Raw genomic sequence first — 25613 nt, forward strand, 5'->3', positions numbered from 1 at the left:
GATCCTAGACCACGACGGGATCAGACCGGCAAGCGGTTGATGGCAGCAACCGCGGTCATGACCCCGCGGATCTCGGCGAGGCCTTTCAGCCGCCCGACCAGCGGATAGCCAGGATGAGTGCCGCGGCCGCTATCGTCGGCCAGCTCATGGCCGTGATCGGGCCGGAACGGGATGCGCCAGTCCGGCTCGCCCTCCGCCTTGCGGCGCGCCTGCTCCTTCAGCAGCGTCGTGACCACGTTAACCATGTCGACATCGCCGCGCAGATGCTCCGCCTCCATGAACGAACCGTCGAGCATCTTCGTCACGTTGCGCAGGTGCACGAAGCGAATGTGCGGGGCAAAGCGCTCCGCCATCGCCGGCACGTTGTTGTGGCCGCCCGCGCCGAGCGCGCCGGTGCAGAAGGTGAGGCCGTTGGCCCTGGAAGGGGCGGCATCGACGATGAACTGGAGGTCGTCGGCCGACGACGCCACGCGCGGCAGGCCGAGCAGATCGCGCGGCGGATCGTCGGGATGCACGCACAGGCTGACGCCGCACTCCTCGGCCGTGGGCACCACCTCGCGCAGGAAACGCGCGTAGTTGGCGCGCAGCTCGGCGTGACCGATGCCGCGGTATTTCTCGAGCATGCGGCGCAGGCCGGGCACGTCGTAGCGGTCATAGGCCCCGGGCAGGCCGGCCATGATGGCCGCGAGCAGCCGGTCCTTGCCGGACTCCGAGGCCCGCGTCACCCAGGCTTTCGCACGGTCGAGCACATCGGCGGAGAACTCCGCCTCGGCGCCGGGACGCTGCAGGATGTAGCAGTCGAAGGCGGCGAAGCGATCCATGTCGAAGCGCAGCGCCGTGGCGCCGCCCGGCAGGCGGAACGCCAACTCCGTCCTGGTCCAGTCCAGCACGGCCATGAAATTGTAGCAGACGGTGGTGATGCCACAGGCGGCGAGATTGCGCAGCGATTGCCGGTAATTGTCGAACAGCTCGCTGAGATCGCCCTCCCCCAGCTTGATCGCTTCGGACACCGGCAGGCTCTCGACGACGCTCCAGCGCAGCCGCAGCGACGCATCCTCCTCGATGATTCCGATGCGCTTGATGATCTCGTCGGTGCTCCACACCACGCCATAGGGAATGTGATGCAGCGCCGTCACGATCCCGGTCGCGCCGGTCTGGCGAACCTGCGACAGGGTGATGGGATCGTCAGGCCCGAACCAGCGCCATGTCTGTTGCATGTCATTCCCCCCGCCCCGAGGCCGCCTGCCTGTCGCATGCCGCTCATGGCCTATCGATCTCACGGCTTTGCGTCATGAAATTGGCTGACGCCCGCGAGGTCTGCAAGAGACGCCTCAAGCCTCGATCCGACCGGGACTGCCGGCCGCGCCCCTCATCCTGCCAGGTGCATGGCTACGAGGCGGATTGAGATCGGAGAGCTGAACTACACGTTCGGCAGCAGCTTGCCCGGGTTCATCAGCCCGTGGGGATCGAGCGTGCGCTTGAGCTGACGCATCAGCTCGAGTTCGAGTGGCGGCTTGCACAGCGGCATCTCGGACGTGCGGAGCTGGCCGATGCCGTGTTCGGCGCTGATCGAGCCGCGGCGGCAGGTGATCTCGTCGTGGACGAGGCGGGTGATGCGCGAGCCCTGTTCGTAGAACTCGGCTTCGGTCATGGCGAGCGGCCGCATCAGGTTGTAGTGCAGATTGCCATCACCGAGATGGCCGAACACCATGGGGCGGATGCCGGGCAGCGCCGCGCCGACCGCGGCGTCCATCACGTCGACGAACTCGGCGATCTCGGCGACGGGCACCGCGATGTCGTGCTTTAGCGCCTTGCCCTCGCGCACCAGCGCTTCCGACACGCTCTCGCGCACACGCCAGAACGCCTTGGTCTGGGTGCCGTCCTGCGCGACGGCAGCGTCGGACGCGAGCCCCTGCGCCATCGCAGCGGTCAGCGTGGCTTCGAGGCGCGCCGTCAGCGCGGCTTCGTCGCCGATGTCGCTGAGCTCGATCAGCACGGCCGCATCCGGCAGTGCGCCGAAGGGCAGTCGCGTATCCGGCATCTGGCGCAGGATCATCTCCAGCGTCGCCGCGGTCAGGAATTCGAACGCCGTCAGGCGGTCGCCGCACCGCGCGCGCGACAGTTGCAAGAGCTTCAGCGCCGCGGCCGCATCGGCGACCGCGACGAAGGCAGTGGCGCGGGCGGTCGGCTGCGGAAACAGCTTCAGCACCGCGCCGGTGATGATGCCGAGCGTGCCTTCCGAGCCGATGAAGAGATCACGCAGCGCGTAGCCGGTGTTGTCCTTGCGCAAGGCGCGCAGGCCGTCCCAGATGCGGCCATCTGGCAGCACCACTTCGAGACCAAGCGTCAGCTCGCGCATCACGCCATAGCGCAGCACAGCGACGCCGCCGGCATTGGCCGCGAGATTGCCGCCCACGGTGCAGCTGCCTTCGGAGCCCAAACTCAGCGGAAACAGCAGGCCGGCCTCGCGCGCGGCATCCTGCACTTTCGCCAGCACGACACCGGCATCGACGACGATGGTCTGGCCGATCGGATCGATCGCGCGAATGCGGTTCAGGCGCGACAGCGACAGCACGATCGCATGGCTGCTGGCATCCGGCGTCGCGCCGCCGGACAGGCTGGTGTGGCCGCCTTGCGGCACCACGGCGACGCGCGCCTCGGCGCAGGCCGCCATCACGGCTGCAACCTCCTCCGTCGAACCGGGGCGCACCACGGCGATCGCGGCGCCCTGATACTTGCCGAGCCAGTCGCGCAGATACGGCGCTTGATCCTCGGGCGCGACGAGCACATGCCTCGCGCCGACGGCGCTCTGCAGCCTTTCGATCAGCTCAGTCATGATCCGTGTTTTTGAACCCTGGACTCTCGAGACGGCTGCAAACTAACAGGATGGGCGACATCGGCCCCAATACCAAGTTGTCCGCCGTCCATAATCGATTGTTATGGGTGGTGAGAGCGGGGCCTCATGGTTCGAGACGCGCCGCACGCGGCGCACCTCACCGTGAGGAGTGAGAGTTTCGCTGCGGATACCAGCCTCGTCCTGAGGAGCCCGCCGAAGGCGGGCGTCTCGAAGGACGGTTGGCGGCACGCCTGCCGTTCCACGCCTCGTCACACCGGACAGACATCAAGCGCCTGTGGTGCGATGTGCGGGACCGCGTCGACCAGCTCGCGGGTGTAGTCGGTCTGCGGATTGGCGAACAGCGCCCGGCTCTCGCCCTGCTCGACGATGGCGCCGGTGCGCAGCACGATGGTGCGGTCGCACATCATGCGCACGACGTTGAGATCGTGGCTGACGAACAGGAAGGCGAGATTGTCCTCGCGCCTGAGCTTGTTGAGAAGCTGCAGCACCACCGCCTGCACGGAGACGTCGAGCGCGGCGGTCGGCTCGTCGAGCACCAGCAGGCGCGGCTTGCAGGCGATCGCGCGGGCGATGCCGACGCGCGCCTTCTGCCCGCCCGAGAGCTGATGCGGGAAGCGCGACAGCAGCTCGCGCGGCAGTCCGACGCGCTCGGCGCATTCCTCGACACGCTGGCGCATCGTGTCGCCCGATCGCATGTTCATCAGCCGGAACAGCGGATGCGCGATGCAGTCGAACGCCGTGTAGCGCGGATTGAGGCTGTCGTTCGGATCCTGGAAGACGATCTGGATGTCCTTGCGCAGCTCGGAGCGGTGGAAGTCACGCGACGGAATCTGCCCGATCGATTGGCCATCGAACAGGATCTCGCCTTCGCTGGCATCGATCAGCCGGCAGATCATGCGCGAGGTCGTGCTCTTGCCGGAGCCGCTCTCGCCGACCAGGCCGACGCTCTCGCCGCCCCGCATCGTCATCGAGAAGTCGGCGACGCCGATGGTGCCGTCGTCGAAGCGCTTGACGATGTTCTTGACGTCCAGCAGCAGCGGCGTGCCGTGCGGCGGAGGCGGCAGCGCGGTCAATTCGACCAGCGGAATTGTCTCGCCATCAGGCACGAGGTCCTCGATGCGCGAGGTCGCCGTCGGCGACGCCGCGACCAGCCGCTTGGTGTAGGGATGCTGCGGCCGGTGGAACAAGGTCAGCGGCGCGGCCTCCTCGACCAGCCTGCCCTGCTCCATCACCACGACGCGGGCGCAATAGCGCGCCGCGAGGCCCAGATCGTGCGTGATCAGGATCGTCGCCATGCCGCGCTCGGCCGCGATCTTGGCGAGCAGGTCCATCACCACCTTCTGCGTGGTGACATCGAGACCGGTGGTCGGCTCGTCCGCGATGAGCAGCGACGGATTGCAGGAGATCGCGACCGCGATCATCACGCGCTGGCACATGCCGCCGGAGAGCTCGTGCGGATAGGCGCTCATGCGCCGCTCGGGATCGCGGATCTGCACAGCCTTGAGCAGGTTCAGCGCCTCGGCCAGCGCCTCCTGCCGCGACAGCCGTCGATGCGCGAGGATCGCATCCGCGACCTGCTGGCCGACGGTGCGGATCGGATTCAGCGCCGCACGCGGGTTCTGGAAGATCATCGACATCGCAGCGCCGTGCAGGCTGCGCAGATCGGCGCCGCCGGCACGGGTGATGTCCTGGCCCTTGAAACGGATGCGGCCGTCAGCGATGCGGCCGGCCTTGTCCAGTAGATGGGTGATGGCAAAGCCGGTCACCGACTTGCCCGAGCCGCTCTCGCCGACGAGGCCGAGCATCTCTCCCGGCTGCAGCGACAGCGACACGCCGCGCACGGCCTCGACGAGGCCGCGGCGCGTGGAGAACGTGACCTTGAGGTTCTCGACCTCCAGCAGCGGCGACTTGCTTTCAGATGCGCTCACGAGCGCATCCTCGGAAGCGCCACGCCTGTTCATTCTGAGATCCGCCGTCATGTGCGCATCCGGGGATCAAGGATGTCGCGCAAACCATCGCCCAGCAGGTTGAAGCACAGCACCGCGCTCATCAGCGCGAGGCCAGGGAACGCCACCAGCCACCACCGTCCGGTGGAGATGAAGCGCGCGCCCTCGGCGACCATGATGCCCCATTCCGGCGTCGGCGGCTTGACGCCGAGGCCGATGAAGGAGAGGCCGGCGGCATTGAGGATCGCCCAGCCGAGATTGAGCGACATCTGCACCGCCATCGCCGGCAGCACGTTCGGCAGCAGGAAGCGCAACACCACCGCGACGTGGCTTTCGCCGCAGGCGCGCGCGGCCTCGACCCAGCCGAGGTTGCGGCGGATGTTCACCTCGGCGCGCGCGAAGCGGATGTAGAACGGCAGGTTGATGATCGCGGTCGCGATCACGATGTTCTCGACGCGGTTGCCGAGCGCGGCGACCATCGCCATCGCCAGCACGAACAGCGGGAACGCCATCAGCACGTCGACGAAGCGGCCGACCGCCTTGTCGAGCCGTCCGCCGGCATAACCGCAGAGAGCGCCGATCACCGAGCCGATCGCGAAGGACACCGCGACCGCGGTCACGGCGATGGTGAGATCGAGCCGGCTCGCCACGATCAGGCGGCTCAGCACGTCGCGGCCGAGCTGGTCAGTGCCAAACCAATGCGCTGCGCTGGGCGGCTGCAGCGCCGCCGGCACGTCGGAGGCGATCGGATCGTAAGGCGCGAGCCACGGCGCAAAGATCGCCATCAGCGCCAGCAGCAGCGCGCCGCCGGCCGCGAGCGCCGTGACCGGATTGCCGCGCAGCACGAAGGCGGTATGGCGCAGCGTGGATGAGGTCTCGATCGTGGTCATGCTCATGCCACCGTCGCGCGGGGATCGGCGATGCCGTAGAGCAGATCGACCAGGAGATTGACGATCACGAAGATCGTCGCCATCAGCAGCACGAAACCCTGTACCGGCGCGTAGTCGGAGACCAACAGCGCATCGAGCGCGTAGGACGCGACACCCGGCCAGGAGAACACCTTCTCGACCAGCACGTTCGCGCCCAGCATGGTCGAGAACACGATGCCGGCGATGGTGATGACCGGCAGGATCGCGTTCCTCAAGGCATAGGTGACGACGATGCGCCACCACGACAGCCCGACCGAGCGCGCGGTACGGACGAAGTCGCTGCCGAGCGAGACCAGCATTGAAGCACGGGTGATGCGCGCCAGCGGCGCGATCACGAACAGCGCCATCGTGACGGCCGGCAGCATCAGCTGCCGCGCCGCCGCCCACCAGCCCTCGATATCGCCGGCGAGCAGGAAGTCGATGATCAGGAAGCCGGTGCGCTGCGGCGGCAGGCTCGCGAAGATGTCGATGCGGCCCGTGGGATCAGGCGCAATGCCGAACAAATAGTAGAACACGTAGATCAACAACAGACCAGAGACGAAGGTCGGCACGCAGACGCCGAGCGAACAGAACAGCCGCACGCCGTGATCGATAAGCGATCCCGGCCTGAGCGCGGCGATGACGCCGAGCGGCACCGCGGAGACCAGCGCGATCAGGAGCGCCGTCAAGGTCAGCTCGAGCGAGGCCGGCAGCCGCTCCTTGAGATCTTTGGCAACCGCCTGCCCAGTCATCATCGAGCGGCCGAGATTGCCGCGGGCGACGTCGGTCAGATAGATCACGAGCTGGTTGGGCAGCGGCTTGTCGAGCCCGAGCTGCCGGCGGATGACCTCGATCTCCTCCTTGCCGGCATTGGGGCCGGAGGCGAAGAACACGGCTGGGTCCCCCGGCAGCACGCGCATCAACAGGAAGGTGAAAACCAGGACGCCGAACAGCGCCGGCAGCGACGAGACGAAGCGTCGTCCCGCCCGCAGCAGAGTTGCGCCGATCGTGTTCATGGGGTTGCCGTCTCCTAAACTTCTTCATCATTGACGCACACCGGGGCGCCACGCTCGGTATCACCTCTCCCCGCCTGCGGGGAGAGGTCGGATTGCATCGACAGATGCAATCCGGGTGAGGGGGTACAGGTCTATCAACTCGCACCACCCGTGCGGCTGCCCCTCACCCCGACCCTCTCCCCGTAAGAACGGGGAGAGGGAGCGCAGCTGCAGCGCGGCACGAGCTTCAGCCGAACTGCAGAGAGGATTACTCTCTCAACGACAGCGAGGTGGAGCGCCGCTACGCGGCTGCGCTCCACCGATGATCGTCCTACTTCCGGCTCAGGTTACGATAATCGACCTGCCGCGTGAACTGGTAGACGTAGCCGTCCACCGTCGGCTGCATCACCGCGTCCTGCGACGCCTGCCAGATCGGGATCTGGAACATCTGGTCGAAATGGATGGCGTTGAGCGCCTTGCCCTCGGCCTCGTATTTCGCCTTGTCGGCCTCGAAACGCGCCTCCTGGGCGATCTTCTCCAGCTCGGCATTGTCGGTGGACGAGTAGTTCCAGCGCTGCTTGCCGGTGTAGAAGTTGCGGTAGAAATAGTCGGTCGACGGCAGCCAGGCGACGATGCCCTCGATGAAGAACGGCAGCTTCTTCTCGTTGATCGCCGTCGACATCTGCGCATCCGGCAGCTTCTGGATGTCGACCGTGATGCCGATCTTGGCCAGCGACTCCTTCACCAGCGCCGCCATCGGCTCGGCCGTCGCGGCCTGGCCGACGTTGAAGCTGAACGTCGTGGAGAACCCGTCCGGCATGCCGGCATCTTTCAGGTACGCCTTGGCCTTTTCCAGGTCGAGCTTGATCGGCTGCGGGATCGGATAGCCGCCGCTCGGCGGCTTGCCGTCGGCCCAGGTCGCGCCGTACAGCGGCGCGCCGCGGCCGAACAAGGCGGCCTTGAACATGTCGTCGTAGGGCAGCGCATAGGCAATGGCGCGTCGCACATTGACGTTGTCGAACGGCGGGATGGTGTTGTTCATCGAGATGAAGGTCACCGCATTGTATTGCGGCGTCGAGATCACCTTCAGCTTGCCCTTGCCTTCGAGCGACTGCACGTCGCTGGCCTGCAGGTCGATGACGAGATCGGCGTCGCCGCGCTCGACGAGGTTGGCGCGCGTCGCCGGCTCCGGCACCGACTGGATGATCAGCCGCTTGAATGCCGCCGGCTTGTCCGGCGTGCCGCGGTTCCAGGCGTCGTTGCGCTTGGCGATCACCTGCTCGCCCGGCTTGAAGGTCTCGACGATGTAGGCGCCGCTGCCTGCCGCGTTCTCCTTGGTCCAGTTCAGCGCCCACGGATCGTCCGCCGTCGCATGCGCCTTGGCGAGCTTGGAGTTGATGATGATCGGATAGACGGTCGCCAGATTCGGCAGAGCCAGCTTGTCCGGCTTCGGCAAGGTGACTTCGATCGTCAGGGGATCAATGACCTTGAACTGATCGGCCGAGGTCAGCGAGCCAGTCAGCAGTTGCGCCTTGCCGAGGATCGGCGCGGTGACGCAGCGGTCGAGCGACCATTTGACGTCCTCTGCCGTGACCGGCGAGCCATCCTGGAACTTGGCATCGGGGCGCAGCTTGAAGGTGATCTTCAAGCCGTCGGCGCTGACCGAATAGGATTCGGCGAGCTCGCCGGTGATCGTGTCGAGATCGAACACCCACTTACCATTCAGCTGCTTGCGGCCGAACGACACCAGCCGGTCGTAGCTCGACATCGACAGCGCGAAGGCTTCGCGCGTCGAGCCGGGGATGTTCGGATCGAGCGTGTTGACGGTCGCGCCGGTGACGTAGCGCAACGTCTCCGCGCGGCTCTGCGCATGCGCCGCCGGCGCCGCCAGTGTCACCGCAAGCAACGCGGTCGCCGCGAACAACGAACGTTTGGACATTTTAAAACTCATCGCCCCTGTTCCCTCGCTAGTCTCAAAATCCGGGACTAAAACATCTGCCAGTGATCACCAGCAATGTCAGCACATCAGATCGCAGCCCATCAGATCGCAGCGCAGCAGCAAATCACGTGCCACGACGAACCTCGGCCTGTCTCACATCATAGGCCTGGAAGTTGGCCCAATGCTTGTCGATATCAGCCGTGAACAATCCACGCGTCAGTCCATGCACGAGCTTCGGCACCGCCGTCGTCATCGCATTGATGGATGATCCCGATGCGCCGAAGCTCATCGTCGAGGCAATGGCGAACACGTGGATGTCGCGGATCCACGGCGTCTCGCCGGGCACACGCTCGCAGAGCGCATAGTCGTCGGCGAGATAGGGGAAGGCGCCGAGCCGGTCGTTGCGCTCGCCTGGATCGGGCGTGTAGCGGTCGCACCAGCGCGCGATGTTCGTCGCGAAGCGCTGCAGCTCCGGCCGCTTGGTGAAGTCCATCGAGATGCCGGTCGCGCTGATCACGAAGTCGGCCGTGATCTCACCCTTCGCCGTCTGGAGCACGACACCATCGGAGGTCTCGCGCGCAGCGACCAAAGGCGCCCCTTCGTAGAGATGGAAGGCGGCATGGCGGGCGCAGCGATCATAGGTGTGCTGCGGAAAGCCTTCGCGCAGCCCCAGGACCGCGTTCATGAAGCGCCAGCGCCAGGTATCGTCGAGCTCGGAGAAGTGCCGCAGGAAGCCGCGGAAGGTCAGCCAGCGATACGGCTGGATCAACTGGATTTCCGCGCGACGGCACAACAGATCGACGCTGTCAGCACCGGCCTCGAGGGCAACCGCCGCGTTGTCGAAGGCGGACGCGCCGGCACCGATCACGGCGACGCGGCGGCCACGCAAGCTCTCGAAGTCGATCTCGGCGCCGGAATGCGCGCAACGCGTCGCGGGGAGACTGCGAAGCGGTTCCGGGATGCTCCAATCGCCCATGCCTTCCTGGCCGGTCGCGAGCAGGATCTTGCGCGCATGAAGCGCGGTCTCGCCGTCCTTGCTGCGCACCGTCGCCTTGAGCAGTCCATCAGCGGCCGGCGCAATGTCGACCACTTCGCAAGCATTGCGCACCGGAAGATCGAGCACCTCGCGATACCAGGCGAGATAGTCTGCCCAATATTCGCGCGGGATCAGGTTAAGATCGCGCCAGCTATTTTCGCCGAACTTCGCCTCATGCCACGCCTGATAGGTCAGGCAGGGAATATCGAGATCGGGGCCCGTGAAATCCTTCGGGCTGCGCAAGGTCGGCATGCGCGCATAAGTGAGCCACGGCCCTTCGCGGCCCTCCTCGGCCTTGTCGAGCACGAGAATGTTGCTGACGCGGGAGCGCAGCAAAGCGAACGCGGTCGCGAGACCCGACTGACCGCCGCCGACGATCAGCACATCGAAGGCCGCCCTTCCGTCGGGACCGGTGACGGGCGTCAGCCATGGCATGGTGGGATGGGCGATTTTCGAAAGATCGCCGCGAACCTGGGCCGTCAGCGCGGCGAGACCGTCGCTCATGCCGGCCACCGGGTGAAACACGCGCCATCGCGGTCGACACGCTTGCTGTCGCTCACGCTCTCTCCATCAGTCATGTCACCCGGCCGGTGAAGCTTAGCAAAGCGGGCCGGGAGCCTTCCATACCGATTTGTCCGCCGCCCATAACAGCTTGTTATGGGATGGGTCTCGCGCGTACAGTCGGACGGCACCTGCAGCGAGACAAGAGGTCGCATGCCGCTCAATCTGCGCCAGATCGAGGTCTTCCGCGCCATCATGATCACCGGCTCGATCAGCGGCGCCGCGCGGCTGTTGTCGGTGTCACAACCCGCCATCAGCCGGCTGCTCGCTTACACCGAGGACGGCCTGAAGCTGAAGCTGTTCGAGCGCATCAGCGGCCGGGTGCAGCCGACGCCGGAGGCGAAGCGGCTGTTCGCCGAGGTCGAGCACATCCATCGCGGCGTCGCGCGCATCAACCACCTCGCCGACGAGCTGCGTGCCGGCGGCACCGGCACCATTCGCGTCGTCGCCAGCCCGAGCGCGGGATACGGCATGGTGCCGGACGCCTTGGCGCGCCTGCGCAGCCGTTTTCCCGATTTGCGCGTCGAGTTCGAGTCGCTGACGCTTCTGGAGATCGTCAGCCGCGTCGGCACCGCGCGCGCCGATGTCGGCGTCACCGTGCTGCCGGTCGACGAGCCCACGGTGGCGGTCGAGACGATCGCGGAAGGCGCGCTGCACGTGATCATGCCGGCGGATCATGCGCTGGCAAAACTGCGCAGCATCCGGCCGAAGGACATGCTGCCCTACCCGCTGGTCGGCTTCGGCCCGCAGACGCCCTACGGCCACATCGTGACATCAGCGCTCGCCGGCGGCCCGGAGCCGACCACGATCGTGCGCTACACGCCCGACGCCTGCGCCATGGTCCGCGCCGGCGCCGGCCTCGCCGTCGTCGACGAGTTCGTCCTTCGGGGCCGCGCCTGGCCCGACCTCATTGCGCGCCCGCTCGCGCCGAAGACCCCGATGCGCGCCTATCTGCTGACGCCGCGGTTCGAACCGCTGTCACGGAATGCCGCGGCGCTGGCGGATATCTTGCGCGGACGGGATCGGAAGGGCGCGACGGGGAAGAGATGACTGACCTACTTGTTGGGAGCCAACCGCGATCGTGGCGATAGCTCCGCTTTCAACTGAGAATCAGGACTTGCCTGTCTCGATCCCTGCGATCTGCCCCTATGCCGCCAGCCACCCGCCATCCACCGGCAGCACGATGCCCGTCGTGAACGACGCCTCGTCGCTGGCCAGAAACAGCGCCGCCGCGGCCACCTCATCCGCCTCGCCGAACCGCTTCATCGCATGGCGCTGGCGCGAGGCGTCGCGCACCGGCTCAGGATCGGCATGGCGCGCGAAGCTCCGGCGCAGCAGCGGGGTGTCGATGGCGCCCGGCGCCAGCGCGTTGACGCGGATGCCGTCGGTGGCGAAATCGACCGCCATGGTGCGGGTCAGGCTGATGATCGCGCCCTTGGCCGCGATATAGGCGCTGTTGCCCTTGCCGCCGGCGACCGCGAGCTGCGACGCGACGGTGATGATCGAGCCCGCCTTCTGCGCCTGCATGATCGGCACCGCGACCTTCGCCCACAGCCAGGTGCCGCCGACATTGGCGCGAAACACCGCGTCCCAATCGGAAGGATCGGTCGTGACCACCGTGCCGCCACAGGAGAAGCCCGCCGCGGTCATCAGCACGTCGAGCCGGCCACGCGCCGCGGCCACGCCTTCAATGGTCGCCTTGGCGAACGCGGCATCGCCGACATCGCCGACATGGACGCTGCCGTTCCCGCCGGCATCACGGACCAGCGCCAGCGTCTCATCGGCGCCGGCGGCATCGCGATCCACCACGGCGAGGAACGCGCCTTCGCGCGCGAACATCACGGCGCTGGCGCGGCCGATGCCCGAGCCGCCGCCGGTGATGACCGCGACCTTATCCTTCAGCCTCATGTCAGTCTCTCCCGTACTGATCGAACCAGCGGCCGAAATGCTCGGCCGAGGCCGCACAGTCGAACCGCGCGCGCCAGCCGAATTCATCGGCCAGCCGCGTCGTCGACAACCGCCCGCGCACGGGCGCGAACACCGGCACCGTCGGCGTCTCGCCGGGCTCCGCGAGCCGGCACGTAAATCCAGTCCGGCCGGTCGCGAAAGCGCGGCCCCACGCCTCGGCCGTGAACGTCGCCTCGTTCGAGATGTTGTAGAGCGTCTGCTGCGGCTTCTCGGCATCCAGCAGCAGGCAGACAGCATCGGCGACGTCGACGGCGTAGACCCAGTCCTTGTCGCCCGGCTCATTCAGCAACGCCGCCTCGTTGCGCGCGCAACAGGCCGCGATCAGCGCCTGCGGCGACGGCGTATCGCGCACGCCACCGCCGCGCTCGAACGGGCCGAACACCGCGGACAGCCGCACGCTGATCACGTCGGTCTTCCAAAGATCCGACAGCCGCGCGGCGACGCGCTCGGAGGTGAATTTCGTGATCGCATACAGCGACACCGGCTCGCACGGCGTCGTCTCCTCCAGCACGGCAAAGCGCTGGCCGCTGGCGCCGTAGGATGCAGCGGACGACAGATTGATGACGCGCCGAACACCGCTGCGCCGCGCCGCCTGCAGGATCGGCACTTGCGCCAGCAGGTTGACCGCGAGGATGCGCTCGGGATCGGACGCATCGCGCTCGGGACCGGCAGTGATCGCGGCGCCCATGACGACGGCATCGCAGCCGCTGCCGACCGCCGTTGCGACGGCCGTCGCGTCGGTCACGTCGCCTTTGATAACTTGCAGCCGCTCACCATGAGAAGCGAAGGCGCGTTGCGCGGCACTCGGCAGTCCGGCCGCATCGAAAACGGTGACCTTATGCCCACGTTCAAGCAGTCCTTGCGCGATGTTGAGCCCGACGAAGCCGGCGCCACCGAAGATCAGGACATTCATGCGAGAAGCCTCTCCATCGGGGCCTCATGGTTCGAGACGGCTGCTGGCGCAGCCTCCTCACCATGAGGGTCAGCAGCAACAACGCTCCATATCTCGCTCTCTCCCCTCATGCTGAGGAGGGCGCGAAGCGCCCGTCTCGAAGCACGAGGCCACGCTCTCCCCACGCCGATCACAGCAGCGTCGCCCCGAAATTCTGCGCGGGGTCCATGTCCGCCACCAGCCGCCCGGTCGGCTTCGCCGCCTCGCCGCCGCTGCGGGCGAGGAACTGACCGGAGCCGGGCTGCACCGAAACCTTGCCGTCGTCGACGATGACGCGGCCGCGCGACAGCACGGTCACCGGCCAGCCCTGCACGCTGCGGCCCGCGAACGGCGTGTAGCCCGCGAGGTCGTGCATGGCGGCATCGCTTATCGTGACCCGCTTGTCCGGATCCCACAGCGCGATGTCGGCGTCGGCGCCGATCGCGATCGCGCCCTTGCGCGGATGCAGATTGTAGATCTTGGCCGGCGCCGTCGACGTCAGCTCGACGAACTTGTTGAGGCCGAGCCGGCCCTTCGACACCATCGCGTCGAACAGCAGCGGCAACCGCAGTTCCAGGCCCGGCAGGCCGTTGGCGATCTGCTTGAAGTTCGGGTTCGGGCCGGCGCGCAGCTTGCCGGTCTCATCGAAGCGATACGGCGCGTGGTCCGACGAGATCGTCTGCAGATCGCCGAGCGACAGCGCCTGCCACAGCGCCTCCTGGTCCGGCGCGCGGCGCGGCGGCGGGCTGCACATCCACTTCGCGCCCTCGATGCCGGGCTTGTCGAGATCCTCGGCCGTCATGAACAGGTATTGCGGACAGGTCTCCGCGAACACCTTCAGCCCCTGCCCGCGCGCATCGCGGATGACCTTGGCGCCTTCGGCGGTCGAAACGTGGAAGATCATGATCGGCTGATCGACCAGCGCCGCCATGCCGATCAGGCGATTGAACGCCTCGGCTTCGGAAAAGCGCGCATGGCTGATGGCGTGATACTTCGGCGCGGTGTAGCCGCGCGCCAGCAGTCGCTTCACCATCCAGGAGATGATGCCGTGGTTCTCGGCGTGCGCGCACAGCATCGCGCCGCCCTCGCGCGCGGCGACGAGAATGTCGAGCAGCGGCTCATCGTCGATCTTAAGCCGGTCGTAGGTCATGAAGATCTTGATCGAGCCATGGCCCTGCCGGATCAGCGCCGGCAGATCGCGCTCCAAGGTCTCCTTGGTCGGATCGGCAATGATCATGTGGAACGCGTAGTCGATCACCGCGCCCTTGCGCGCCAGCGCATGATAGTCCTCGAGCACCTGCGGCAGCTGCATACCGACATGCTGCGCGGCGAAGGAGATCACTGACGTCGTGCCGCCATACGCCGCCGAGGTCGTCGCGCTCTCGAACGTATCGGCGTTAACGATGCCGGCGGCCGAGAGCTGCTCGATATGGCAGTGGCTGTCGACGCCGCCGGGCAGCACGTATTTGCCGCGCGCGTCGATCTCGCGCTTCGCCGGCCCCAGGCCGCGACCGATCGCCGCGATCGTCTCGCCGGAGATGGCGACGTCGGCCTCGAACGTGTCGGTGGTGGTGGCGACGCGCCCTCCCCGGATGATCAGGTCATAGGCCGGCTCGGTCATCGCGATCTCCTAGTTCTGCCAGATGGAACGGCGTGGACACGCGAAGCCGCGTCGGCCTGCTTGCGTCCGCGGTGGCATAGTGGTTGCCTGTCGGGCGCCGTCAACTCCGAAGAAGCAGGTAGCTCCCATGTCCCGCCCGCGCATCACCGTGATCAACCCGAACTCCAACCAGGTGGTGACCGACGGCCTCGCGGCGGCGCTCAAGCCGCTGATGTTCGCGGAAGGACCGGAGATCGTCTGCGAGACCTTGAAGGAAGGCCCCTACGGCGTCGAGAGCCAGAAGGATGCCGACAGCGTCGCGCTGCCGCTGCGCCGCTTCGTCGAGGGCGACAATGCGTCAAGCGCGTTCGTCATCGCCTGCTACAGCGATCCCGGTCTGCATGTCTGCCGCGAGGCGACGACGCGGCCGGTGCTCGGCATCGCCGAATGCGGCGTGCTGACCGCGCTGACCCGCGCCGACACCTTCGGCGTGCTCGCCATCGCGCAGCGCTCGATCCGCCGCCACATCCGCTATCTCCGCCAGATGGGGCTGATGGATCGGCTGGCCGCGGAGCGCCCGCTCGACATGACGGTGGCGGAGACGGCGTCGGGCGAAGGCACGCTGGCGAAGATGATTTCCGTCGGCCGCGCGCTGCGGGACGAGGACGGCGCCGGCGCCATCGTCATGGGCTGCGCCGGCATGGCGCGGCACCGGAAGAGTCTGGAGGACGCGCTGGGCATTCCGGTGATCGATCCGACGCAGGCGGCAGTGACGATGGCGCTCGGCGCCGTGGCGTTTAGCAGCTGACTGCTACGCAAATCTCGCGGCGCCGTCTGCGCTGCTCTGCCCGACTGCCCACCCCACCCTCCGCTGTCGTCCCGGCCTCCGAGCCGGGACCCATAGCCACCGGCAGGGATGAGGCAGGCAACTACCAGCAACGTCCCTCGATAGCTTCCGCGGTATGGGTCCCGGCATTCGCCGGGACGACACTGAATTTGGGCTGCGCTATCGGCTGATAACGAACTGCATCACTCCGGCGGCACCGCACCGGTGCGGCTGGTGATCAGCCCGTAATGCTCCACCCTTCGATGCCTCGCGAAATCGAAGATCGTCTGCTTGCCGAAGCGCGTCGCATCCATATCGCAAGGCGCGACCAGCACCTCGTCGCCTTCCGTCTCAGCTTCCGCGACGATCTCGCCGTCGGGATTGACGATGAGGCTGCCGCCGATCAGGTGATGGCCGTCTTCCATACCGGCCTTGGCAACAGCCACCACCCAGCACGAGTTCTGGTAGGCACCAGCCTGCGCGGAGAGGCGATTGTGGAACAGCCGCTGCTGCAGTCCCTCCGCCGACTTCAGCGAGTTCACCGACGGCGTGTTGTAGCCGATCAGCACCAGCTCGACGTCCTGCAGGCCCATCACGCGATAGGTCTCCGGCCAGCGGCGGTCGTTGCAGATTGCCATGCCCATGATGCCGCCGAGATTGCGCCAGACCGGAAAGCCGAGATCGCCCGGCTCGAAATAGCGCTTCTCCAGGTGCTGATGGCTGCGCTCCGGCTCGAACTCTTCATGGCCGGGCAGATGCACCTTGCGGTACTTGCCGACGATGTTGCTGGCGCGGTCGGTGAGAACGGCTGTGTTGTAGTGATGCCCGTCCGGTGTCAGCTCGGCATAGCCGAGATACATCGCGATGCCGTGCTGCGCGGCGCGGTCGAACAGCGGCTGCACCGCGGCGTTCGGCATCGATGCTTCAAACCAGGTATCGACCTCCGCCTGATCCTCCATGTACCAGCGCGGAAAGAACGTCGTCAGCGCCAGCTCGGGATAGACGATGAGGTCGGCCCCCTTCCGCTTGGCCTCGTCGAGCAGCGCGATCATCCGCGCGACGACGACCTCTCGGCTCTCGGCCCGCTGGATCGGCCCCATCTGGGCGGCGGCAACGTTGATGATGCGCATGAAGGAACTCCTGTAGTAACTCCGCCGTCATTGCGAGCGAAGCGAAGCAATCCAGGGCCGCGCAAGGACTCTGGATTGCTTCGCTCGCAGTGACGCGTTGATAGACCATCACATTGCAACAAATAGATCATCCTGGCCGATGCAGCACCGGCCGCGTGCGCGAGAACGATGGGCGGCCGCGCTTCAGGCCCCACAGCGGCTGCGCCAGCGTCGCCACCGCTTCGGTCGGATCGCGGGCATCGATGCAGACGAGATCAGCCGGCGCGCCGATCGTCACGCCGTAATCCCCCAGCCGCATCAGCCTGGCCGCATCATGCGTGATCATGTCGAGACAGCCGGCGAGATGGTCGGGGCGCGAGACGTGGCAGACATTGGCGTAGAGATTGGCCATGCGGATCAGCGAGCCGTCGCCATAGGGCGTGAACGGGTTGAGCACGTTGTTGGTCGACAGCGAGCAGGTCACGCCCTTGGCGCGCAGCGGCTCAAGCGGCACGACGCCGCGCGGAATCGCGTGATCGTGGCGGCGGCCCATCAGATGCAGGTCCGTCGAGGGCAGCACGGTAACGGCGACGCCAGCATTGGCAAGCTGCACAGCGATCGCGTCGAAGCGCTCCGGCGGCAGCAGCGACAGCTGCGTGACATGGCCGACGGCGACGCGGCCGCCCCAGCCATATTCCTCCGTCTTGCGGCAGACATATTCGATCTGCATGTGATCCAGCGTCTCGGCGAGGTCGAGATGCATGTCGATGTCGACGTCGTGCTCCCTTGCGATCGCGAAGATGCGGTCGATCTGCGCCGGCGGGTCGGTGTCGAAATATGGCGCCGCGCCGATGGTGCGCGCGCCACGGCGCAGGCCCTCGATCAGCAATTCCTCGGTGCCCGGATAGTTCGTCAGGCCTTCCTGCGGAAACACGCAGATCTCCAGATCGAGCGCCCAGGCATAGTCGCGCGCGAGCTCTCGGATCGCCTCGAACGCAATGAAGCCGATGCCGGGATCGAGCTCGACATGGGTGCGCATCCGCATCGTGCCCTGACTGACGCAGCGCTCCACGGTCTGCTTCGCCCTGGCGTAGACATCCTCCGCCGTGAAATTGCGCTTCGCCGCAGCGGTCTCGCGCACCGCCTCCGCCACCGTACCTTCCCGGATGGTGCAGCGATCGAGGATGCAGGTCTTGTCGAGATGGATATGCGTCTCGATGAAGCCGGCCACGACGAGGCAGGTCTCGGCGTCGCGTTCCTCGGCGTCGGCCTGCAGCGCCGCCTCGATCGCCACGATGCGGCCATCGGAAATTCCGATATCGGCGCGGCGCAGCTCGCCCTGCTGCGCCAGCACCGCGTTGCGAATGATGAGGTCCATGCCCTTTGCCGCCGAAGAATCCATGCGCTCGCCACGCTGGCGGCGCCGCGTCCAAAAGGCAAGCGCCATGCCAGCGGGTCAGGCCCGCTGCATCGCAAGCGGCCTTCGTCACCATTCGTTTACAAACAGACGGCCTGCCCGGACCACTTGTTTGCTGTGGAAAAACTGCTATATTGGTGCATGGAAAACGTGAACGCGTTCTGCTCAGGCCCGTCGTCAAGGCGGGCCGTTGCCGTTTTGGGGGTAGCTGTCCGATGACTCGCTCCAACCGCACGGATCACATCCGCCTGACCTCGCACCCTGTGCCAGGCGCCAAGCATAATTTCCCGCTCCACTGGGGCGCCGAGACCGCGCGCGAGCGCGGGCCTGTGATCGGCACGGTGTCGCGTCCGCAGGACCGCAACGTCATCGGCAGCCATGGCGGCTCCTACACGGTGTACCGCGCGCTCGCGGTGTCGTCCGGCGCGCTCGATCCGATCCGGCGTCCCGATCTCACCAACACCCATCCCGCCGCCACGATTGGCCCGTTCGGCCAGTGGCGCGATCCCGCCAAGATCGTCGCGCTCGATCCCTGGGGCCATCTGGTTGCCGAGAACTTTGGCGGCGAGATTGCCGAGGGCATCGACATCCGGCCGTCCATCGCGGTGACCAAGGCACGCATCGAGCTGCCGGAGCTGCATGCGGCGATGGCCGCCAAGCGCCTCGTCCATGACGGCGAGGTCGTGCATGCCAATGGCAGCGTGTCGGTCGTCAAGATCGCGATCGACCCGGTGTGGTACCTGCCCGGCGTTGCCGCGCGCTTCGGCACCAGCGAGACCAATCTGCGTCGCGGCCTGTTCGAGCAGACCGGCGGCATGTATCCGGAGCTGGTGACGCGGCCCGACCTGCAGGTGTTCCTGCCGCCGATCGGCGGCACCACGGTCTATCTGTTCGGCGACGTCACCAAGCTGAATGACTCCAGGACGAAGATCACATGTCGCGTGCATGACGAGTGCAACGGTTCCGACGTGTTCGGCTCCGACATCTGCACCTGCCGCCCCTATCTGATCCACGGCATCGAGGAATGCGTCGCCGCCGGCCAGAATGGCGGCCTCGGCATCATCGTCTACAACCGCAAGGAAGGCCGCGCGCTCGGCGAAGTGACGAAATTCCTGGTCTACAATGCGCGCAAGCGCCAGGAGGACGGCGACGCCGCGGCGGCCTATTTCGAGCGTACCGAATGCGTCGCCGGCGTGCAGGACGCCCGCTTCCAGCAGCTGATGCCGGACGTGATCCACTGGCTCGGCATCACGCGCATCGACCGCTTCATCTCGATGAGCGACATGAAGCATGACGCGCTGGTCGGCCAAGGCGTCGACATCGTCGAGCGCGTGCCGATCCCGGACGAGCTGATCCCGGCCGACGCCCATGTCGAGATCGCGGCGAAGAAGGCCGCCGGCTATTTTTCGCTGGAGCCGCAGAAGCCCGAAGCGCTCGGGGACACCGTCGGCCGCCCGCTCGAAAAGTACTGAGCAAAGCGGCCGATCATGACCGACGTCTCATATCTCCTGTCCGCCCGCGCTGTGCGCGAGCGGGCGCATCAGCTGCTTGCGCTCGGGCTCGATGACAAGCTGCCGCATCTCCGCATCGATCTCGGCAAGCTCGATGCGATCGCCGATCTCGTGCTGGAGGTCACGAGCAAGGCCTATCCAAATGGCGAGGTGCCGTTCCATTCACGCTGGCGGCACTTCGTGGTCGGCGGCGTTGATCGCTGGGCTGCGATCGCGGCCGAGGTGCGGTGGCCGGACGCGGCGGCGCGGGCGCGCGCCGAATTCGATCTCGCCATCGCCAGCGTGCTGCTCGACGCCGGCGCCGGTGCTGCGTGGCGCTATCAGGATGCCGTGACCGGCACGCGCATCGGCCGCTCCGAGGGGCTGGCGCTGGCAAGCCTCGACATGTTCGCAAGCGGCGCGTTCTCCGCCGACGCGAACGATCCGCTGCGCGCCGATGCCGCGAAGCTGCAGCAGCTCACCGTCGCCGATCTCGAACGCGGCTTCCAGGTGGGCCTCGACAATCCATTGGTCGGGTTGGAAGGCCGCGTCGCTCTGTTGCGCCGGTTGGGCGAGGTGACGGCTGCTAAGCCCGAGATCTTCGGAACAAAGGATCATCCGCGTCCCGGCGGTCTGTTCGATCAGCTCGCCGCTGGCGCGTCCGGCGGTCATCTGCAGGCCGCCGACATCCTGCAGCAGGTGCTGCTGCAACTCGGCCCGATCTGGCCGTCACGGCTGACCGTGGACGGCCTCGCACTCGGTGATTGCTGGCGACACCCGGCCCTGGTCACCGACGACTCGACCATCGGCCTCGTGCCGCTGCACAAGCTGTCGCAATGGCTGAGCTATTCGCTGATCGAACCGCTGCAGCGCGCCGGCCTGGTGGTCGACGACGTCGACGGCCTCACCGGCCTCGCCGAATACCGCAATGGCGGCCTGTTCGTGGACGGCGGTGTGCTGAGCCCGCGCGATCCCGCCGATGCCGCGCGGGCGCACGCCGTGGACTCGCCGCTGGTGGTGGAATGGCGTGCACTGACGGTCGCCCTGCTCGACCGGCTGGCCGCCCTGATCCGCCAGCGTACCGGCCGGACCGCCGAACAGCTGCCCTTGGCGCGCATCCTCGAAGGCGGCACCTGGGCCGCCGGCCGCAAGCTCGCCTTCGCCCGCCGCCCGGACGGCTCGCCGCCTTTGACCATCATCAGCGACGGCACGGTGTTTTAAGGGGTTTGAGCCAAACTTGCCGGCCTCGCCGCTCGTCATTGCGAGCGAAGCGAAGCAATCCAGGGGCCAGGAAAAAAGTCTGGATTGCTTCGTCGCTTCGCTCCTCGCAATGACGATGTGCTGGAGCATAGGAGAAAACCATGGAAGGCGTCACGGTCGTCGATCATCCGCTGGTGCAGCACAAGCTGACCCTGATCCGCGACAAGTCGATCTCGACCAAGTCGTTCCGCGAGCTCCTCAAGGAGATCGGCATGCTCCTCTGCTACGAGGTCACGCGCGACCTGCCGCTGACGGAGGTCGAGGTCGAGACGCCGCTGGCGCGGATGCAGTCGGCCAAGATCGCCGGCAAGAAGCTGGTGTTCGTGCCGGTGCTGCGCGCCGGCGTCACCTTCGTCGACGGCATGCTCGATCTGGTGCCGACCGCGCGCGTCGCCCATATCGGCCTCTATCGCGAGCCGCAGACCTTCACCGCCGTCGAGTACTTCTTCAAGGCGCCGTCCGACCTGCAGGAGCGCCTCGCCGTGGTGGTGACGCCGGTGCTGGCGACCGGCAACAGCGCCGTCGCCGCGGTCGACCGGCTCAAGGAGCGCGGCGCCAAGGACATCCGCATGGTCTGCATGATCGCCGCCCCCGAAGGCGTCGAGCGCGTCCGCGGCCTGCATCCCGACGTCACGCTGTGGACCGCCGCCATCGACGAAGGCCTGGACGACGACGCCTTCATCGTCCCCGGCCTCGGCGACGCCGGCGACCGCGCGTATGGGACGCGGTAAGGCTCGCATCAACTCGACAACGAGGACGCAGTAATCAGGGCCTCGCCCTTCGAGACGCGCGCCTCTCGGCGCGCTCCTCAGGGTGAGGAGTGGCAGGATTCGGCGTCGGCCAAGTTCTCTACGCGAAAGCCTCGTGAGAGGCAGGTCTCCAGGAACACGACTGTCGGCGTGTTCATAGCACGGGATCCAGCACCAAAGTCCGTGCCGGACCCTCATGGTGAGGAGGCGCGCGCCGATCTGCGCATGAGAGCAATCGACGAACAAGCGCGCGCCGTCTCGAACCATGAGGCCCGAGCTGCGAGCCGCACCAACAGCGTCCGGCAACGCCGCAGCGGCTTGATTCGCCCGTCGGGCACTCACTACACGTTCTCACCGCCGATTTCTTTCGTCGCGGCCGTCGCTCTGCGTGGCGCGAAAACGCGATATTCCCCTGCGGATCCAACAACAAGATCGACTTCAAGACCTCACGCAAAAATAAATCTCTTCCCAATTTCGGATTTTCTGATTTATCCTCCACTCCGTTCCGGTCCGGATGAGGGGCGTACGCGTCGTCACGAGATGTTGGATCGGCAATGCGGTGGACGTCGGAGCATCGGATGCGCTTGCGCGGACGAGCGGTGCTCTGCGGACGGCGAAGTCGCGTGGTTCTGATACCCCGAAGCTGGTATCAAGTCGGCCGGTGTGACGCATCGGACGATGACGGCGGCCAACGAGCCGGGCGCCGGGGAGATCGCGTATAAGCCGTAAACCATCGCGCAGGGAAGGCCGGATGCTCCGGTCCGTACCTGTGGTTCTGCCGCGTGCTTTTTGCTGCACGCGGACCATGGGTGCGACCGGCACCCGGCCTTCCCTGCGCCCTCATCATTCACGAGGGCCAAGACACCGGCATCATCCGGGCGCGCTCCGCGCCGCGGCAACGAAGCGGCTTGCCCGTTGTTTGACGAGGCTCAGTGAGATGAAGGAAAACGCCTCAGCCCGCGAACGCCGCCTGCGCCTCCGGCAGCGCCCAGATCTTCTCGATCGCGGCCGCGCCTGCCGCCGTGATCGCGGCCTCGTCGCCATGCAGATAGCGGCCGTCGTGGATCAGCAGCCGGCCGTCGACCATCACCTGGTCGATATTGGCGCGGTTGGCAAGCGCGATCAGCCCGCGGCGGGGATCGTGCAGCGGCTGGAGATGCGGATGCGTCATGTCGACGACGGTGAGATCAGCGGTCGCGCCCGGCGCGATCACACCGAGATCGTCGCGCCTGATCATCGCGGCCGCGGTCGCGGTGACCGCATCGATCAGCTCCGGCGCGCTCGCGGTCTCGGCGTTGCCGAGCGCGACCTTCGAGATCAGCGACGCCGCGTTGAGCTCGCCGAGCAGATCCATGTTGTAGCCGTCGGTGCCAACGGCGGTGCGCACGCCATGCGCGGCGAAGCGACCGAACGCTGCGGTGACGCCGGCGCGCGCGAACACGCGCGGGCAATTCAGCACGCCGGCTCCGCGCGCCGCCATCAGTACGAGGTCCGCGTCGGTCGAGGCATGACAATGCGCGGCGAGCAGATCGGGCCCGAGCAGGCCGAGCCAGTCGAGATATTCCGCCGGCGTGCGGCCGCCATACCGCTGCCCGATGGTCGCAACCTCACCAGCGCTTTGCGCCATGTGAGTGGTGATGGGAACGTCCAGCTCGCGCGCGCGCGCGGCGGCAGCACGCAACAGATCAGGTCCGCAGGTGTCGGTCGCATGCGGGCTCATCGCCAGCCGGATGCGCCCGTAGCCCTGCCCGTGCCAGCGCCGATGCAGCGCGTTCCAGGTCGCCATGTCGGCCTCGCCGTCGTCGCCGGCATAGTGCACGACACCGGAGGCATCCGCCTTGGCGTCCGACGTCGAGAACAGGTAGGGCGCACCGTAGAAGCGCAGGCCCATCTCGAGCGCTGCGTCGAACAGTTCGGGAATCGTGTTGCGAAACGGCTCCATCACGGTGGTCGCGCCGCCCTTCAGGAGTTGCAGCACGCCCATGCGGCCGATCGCCAGCCGCTCCTCGACACTCAGGATCTCCGCGCCGCGCTTGGAGAGCGGCAGCAGCACCGTGTAGACGATGCTCTTGTTGTTGCGCCGGCCATTGCCATCCTCGGTGAGCGTACGCGCGATCGCTTCGCTGAAGATGTGGTTGTGCAGATTCAACAGGCCTGGCAGCACGAAGCGGCCGGGCCGGTCGAACACCTCGTCGGCGAAGGGACGGTCGCGCGTCACCGCCGCGATGCGCTTGCCCTCGACCAGCACCCAATGGTCGCGCAGCACATGCTGCACGCCGTCCTTGCGCGTCAGCACGTAGCTGCCGAAGATCGCCGTGGTGCTCATGCGCCCTTCGCTTCCGCCGCCTCATGACGCTGGTAGTTGGCCGCAATCTCCGCCCCGGTGGTGATCCAGACGTCCTGGCACGATTTGGTGTAGTTCAGGAACTCGCGCAGCAGACGAAAACGCATCGGCCGCCCCGAGACCTGCGGATGCAGCACGGTGGTGACCATCGCGCCCCAGTCGCGGACCTCGTCGAGCTCGTCCTTCCACATCGACAGCACGTGTTCCTTGGGGAAAATCGAGCGCGGCGAGAACCGCGCCGACAGGCCGTGCATCCAGTCGTCGTAGCTCGACGTCACCGGGATTTCGATCGTGCCGGGCTTGCCGTCGGCGAGACGATGTCGGTAGGGCCTGACGTCGTCGCGGAACGACGAGGTGTAGACGATGCCCTGTCGTACCAGCGCGACGCGCAGCTCCTCGCAGAACTCGCCGAACGGCGCGCGGTAGCCGATCGGGCGGACACCGAGCCGGCGCTGCAGCGTCTCGAAGCCGCGCTCGATCTCCTCGATGATGAAGGGATCACCGGGATCGGGCAGCAGATGATGATAGCCGTGATGGCCGATCTCGTGGCCGGCTTTCAGCACGGCCTCCGCCATTGCAGGATGCGCATCGACCGCCCACCCCGTGATGAAGAACGTCGCCTTCAGATCCAGCTCGGCGAGCAGCTCCAGCAGCTTCGGCGTGCCGACGCGGGCCTCGAAACCGCCAAAGCTCATCGTGACCAGGCGCGCGGCATGTGCGGGGTCCTTCGAGGTCCAGGCGCTCTCGGCGTCGATGTCGAACGACAGGAACATCGCCGCGCGATAGGGCTGCGGCCACGGATAGTCCGGCGCCGGCGGCGCCGTATTGGAGGGAATGAGGGGAATGCCCGCGAGCGCCTTACTGTCCAGCATTGATCGTCACCTTCTCGATCGCGTTGTCGCTGAGCTTCCACTTCGCCAGCAGCGCCTTGTAGCTGCCATCGGCGATCAACGCTTCAAGCGCGCCACGCAGGGCCTCGCGCAACTCCTCCGCCTTCACCGGCGTCGCCAGCCCGGTATACTGAAAGGCGATCGGCGTGCCGACCGGCACATAGGTGTTCGGCTCGAGGTCCATGATGTAGGGCAAGGTCTCATTGCCCTGCACGGCAGCGTCGATGCGGCCCTGCTTCAACTGCGTCCGCGCATCGGCCGAGCCCTCGGTGCCGACAAATTCGATCGGCGTGGCGCCGCAGTTCTTGTCGCTCCAGGCCGCAATGTCCTTCGGGAACATCGTGCGCCTGGAAGCGCCGACCTTCTTGCCGCACAGCGCCGTCGGCTCCTTGAACTCGGCGGCGCGCGAGGCCTGCACGAAGAAGCGCGGGCCACTGCGCAGATAGTCGATGAAGCTCGCGGTCTCCTGCCGGCTCTTCAGGTCGGTCATGCCGGTCAGGATGATGTCGAAGCGCTGGGTGGCGAGTCCGGGCATCAGCTGGTCGAAGCTGGTCTCCTGCCACACCGCCCTGATGCCGAGCTTCTTGGCCAGCGCCTCGCCGAGCTCGACGTCGAAGCCAGTCAGGGTCGCGGTGGCCGGATCCTTGAACTCCATCGGCGGATAGTTCGGCACCACGGCGATGCGCAGGCCGTTCTGCTTGATCTCGGCCGGCAGCTCGGCGGCAACGGCACCGCCCACCATCGCCGCACTCGCGACGGCGGCCCACATGATCGACTTGACCTTCAT

General features: G+C 66.7%; 20 protein-coding genes. 5 read left to right on the top strand and 15 right to left on the bottom strand.

Annotated elements, in window-relative coordinates; translation table 11 throughout:
* Positions 1 to 20 precede the first annotated feature (20 nt).
* The 7 genes from uxuA to QX108_RS11900 form a co-directional block, all read right to left on the bottom strand.
* Complete coding sequence (uxuA, locus tag QX108_RS11870; RefSeq protein WP_315782054.1) at positions 21 to 1217, bottom strand: mannonate dehydratase; 1197 nt, start codon at positions 1215 to 1217, stop codon at positions 21 to 23.
* Positions 1218 to 1420: 203 nt separating this feature from the next.
* The gene (locus tag QX108_RS11875; protein WP_315782056.1) at positions 1421 to 2836 is read right to left on the bottom strand and encodes an FAD-binding oxidoreductase; all 1416 of its coding nucleotides are present in this window, start codon (positions 2834 to 2836) and stop codon (positions 1421 to 1423) included.
* Positions 2837 to 3105: 269 nt separating this feature from the next.
* The gene (gene nikE / locus QX108_RS11880) at positions 3106 to 4818 is read right to left on the bottom strand and encodes an ABC transporter ATP-binding protein (protein ID WP_315782058.1); all 1713 of its coding nucleotides are present in this window, start codon (positions 4816 to 4818) and stop codon (positions 3106 to 3108) included.
* A 14-nt stretch (positions 4819 to 4832) separates the two neighbouring features.
* The gene (locus tag QX108_RS11885) at positions 4833 to 5693 is read right to left on the bottom strand and encodes an ABC transporter permease (protein WP_315726344.1); all 861 of its coding nucleotides are present in this window, start codon (positions 5691 to 5693) and stop codon (positions 4833 to 4835) included.
* A 2-nt stretch (positions 5694 to 5695) separates the two neighbouring features.
* The gene (locus QX108_RS11890; protein WP_315782060.1) at positions 5696 to 6727 is read right to left on the bottom strand and encodes an ABC transporter permease; all 1032 of its coding nucleotides are present in this window, start codon (positions 6725 to 6727) and stop codon (positions 5696 to 5698) included.
* A 310-nt stretch (positions 6728 to 7037) separates the two neighbouring features.
* Positions 7038 to 8657 (bottom strand): ABC transporter substrate-binding protein, encoded by a 1620-nt coding sequence (locus QX108_RS11895; RefSeq protein ID WP_315782062.1) that lies wholly within the window; start codon positions 8655 to 8657, stop codon positions 7038 to 7040.
* A gap of 112 nt (positions 8658 to 8769) precedes the next feature.
* Positions 8770 to 10185, bottom strand: a complete 1416-nt coding sequence (locus QX108_RS11900; protein WP_315782064.1) for an NAD(P)/FAD-dependent oxidoreductase — start codon at positions 10183 to 10185, stop codon at positions 8770 to 8772.
* Positions 10186 to 10395: 210 nt separating this feature from the next.
* On the opposite strand from QX108_RS11900, the gene QX108_RS11905 reads away from it, so the two are divergent.
* On the top strand, positions 10396 to 11292 hold the full coding sequence (locus QX108_RS11905) for a LysR family transcriptional regulator (protein ID WP_315782066.1): 897 nt from the start codon (positions 10396 to 10398) through the stop codon (positions 11290 to 11292).
* A 96-nt stretch (positions 11293 to 11388) separates the two neighbouring features.
* Here QX108_RS11905 and QX108_RS11910 read toward each other — a convergent pair whose 3' ends face one another.
* The 3 genes from QX108_RS11910 to hydA form a co-directional block, all read right to left on the bottom strand.
* On the bottom strand, positions 11389 to 12150 hold the full coding sequence (locus tag QX108_RS11910; RefSeq protein ID WP_315782068.1) for an SDR family oxidoreductase: 762 nt from the start codon (positions 12148 to 12150) through the stop codon (positions 11389 to 11391).
* Position 12151: 1 nt separating this feature from the next.
* On the bottom strand, positions 12152 to 13123 hold the full coding sequence (locus tag QX108_RS11915) for an NAD(P)-dependent oxidoreductase (protein ID WP_315782070.1): 972 nt from the start codon (positions 13121 to 13123) through the stop codon (positions 12152 to 12154).
* A 169-nt stretch (positions 13124 to 13292) separates the two neighbouring features.
* Positions 13293 to 14762 (bottom strand): dihydropyrimidinase, encoded by a 1470-nt coding sequence (gene hydA, locus QX108_RS11920; protein ID WP_315782072.1) that lies wholly within the window; start codon positions 14760 to 14762, stop codon positions 13293 to 13295.
* 127 nt (positions 14763 to 14889) lie between these two features.
* Between hydA and QX108_RS11925 the strand changes: the two genes are divergently transcribed.
* Positions 14890 to 15549 (top strand): aspartate/glutamate racemase family protein, encoded by a 660-nt coding sequence (locus QX108_RS11925; protein ID WP_315721497.1) that lies wholly within the window; start codon positions 14890 to 14892, stop codon positions 15547 to 15549.
* A 221-nt stretch (positions 15550 to 15770) separates the two neighbouring features.
* Here the strand turns inward: QX108_RS11925 and QX108_RS11930 are convergent, their stop codons facing one another.
* Positions 15771 to 16697, bottom strand: a complete 927-nt coding sequence (locus QX108_RS11930; RefSeq protein ID WP_315782075.1) for an N-carbamoyl-D-amino-acid hydrolase — start codon at positions 16695 to 16697, stop codon at positions 15771 to 15773.
* 127 nt (positions 16698 to 16824) lie between these two features.
* Positions 16825 to 18054 (bottom strand): amidohydrolase family protein, encoded by a 1230-nt coding sequence (locus QX108_RS11935; RefSeq protein WP_409998495.1) that lies wholly within the window; start codon positions 18052 to 18054, stop codon positions 16825 to 16827.
* A gap of 254 nt (positions 18055 to 18308) precedes the next feature.
* On the opposite strand from QX108_RS11935, the gene QX108_RS11940 reads away from it, so the two are divergent.
* The 3 genes from QX108_RS11940 (at position 18309) to upp (ending at position 21574) form a co-directional block, all read left to right on the top strand.
* A complete protein-coding gene (locus tag QX108_RS11940; protein WP_315782079.1) occupies positions 18309 to 19565 on the top strand; it encodes a GTP cyclohydrolase II in 1257 nt (418 codons plus the stop codon).
* Between the two features lie 15 nt (positions 19566 to 19580).
* Positions 19581 to 20804, top strand: a complete 1224-nt coding sequence (locus QX108_RS11945; RefSeq protein ID WP_315782080.1) for a URC4/urg3 family protein — start codon at positions 19581 to 19583, stop codon at positions 20802 to 20804.
* A gap of 140 nt (positions 20805 to 20944) precedes the next feature.
* On the top strand, positions 20945 to 21574 hold the full coding sequence (upp, locus tag QX108_RS11950; protein WP_257169913.1) for a uracil phosphoribosyltransferase: 630 nt from the start codon (positions 20945 to 20947) through the stop codon (positions 21572 to 21574).
* 970 nt (positions 21575 to 22544) lie between these two features.
* Here upp and QX108_RS11955 read toward each other — a convergent pair.
* The 3 genes from QX108_RS11955 to QX108_RS11965 are packed head-to-tail and all read right to left on the bottom strand — an operon-like array spanning position 22545 to position 25613.
* Positions 22545 to 23918 carry an amidohydrolase family protein gene (locus tag QX108_RS11955; protein WP_315782083.1) on the bottom strand — a complete coding sequence of 458 codons (1374 nt, stop codon included), beginning with the start codon at positions 23916 to 23918 and terminating at the stop codon, positions 22545 to 22547.
* Positions 23915 to 24808 (bottom strand): polysaccharide deacetylase, encoded by an 894-nt coding sequence (locus QX108_RS11960; RefSeq protein WP_315782085.1) that lies wholly within the window; start codon positions 24806 to 24808, stop codon positions 23915 to 23917. The genes QX108_RS11955 and QX108_RS11960 overlap by 4 nt, the downstream gene beginning before the upstream one ends.
* Positions 24795 to 25613 carry an ABC transporter substrate-binding protein gene (locus QX108_RS11965; RefSeq protein WP_315782088.1) on the bottom strand — a complete coding sequence of 273 codons (819 nt, stop codon included), beginning with the start codon at positions 25611 to 25613 and terminating at the stop codon, positions 24795 to 24797. The genes QX108_RS11960 and QX108_RS11965 overlap by 14 nt, the downstream gene beginning before the upstream one ends.

Origin of the sequence: Bradyrhizobium sp. SZCCHNR1002 (genome assembly GCF_032381435.1) — a bacterium.
GTDB classification, from domain to species: Bacteria; Pseudomonadota; Alphaproteobacteria; order Rhizobiales; family Xanthobacteraceae; genus Bradyrhizobium; species Bradyrhizobium aeschynomenes.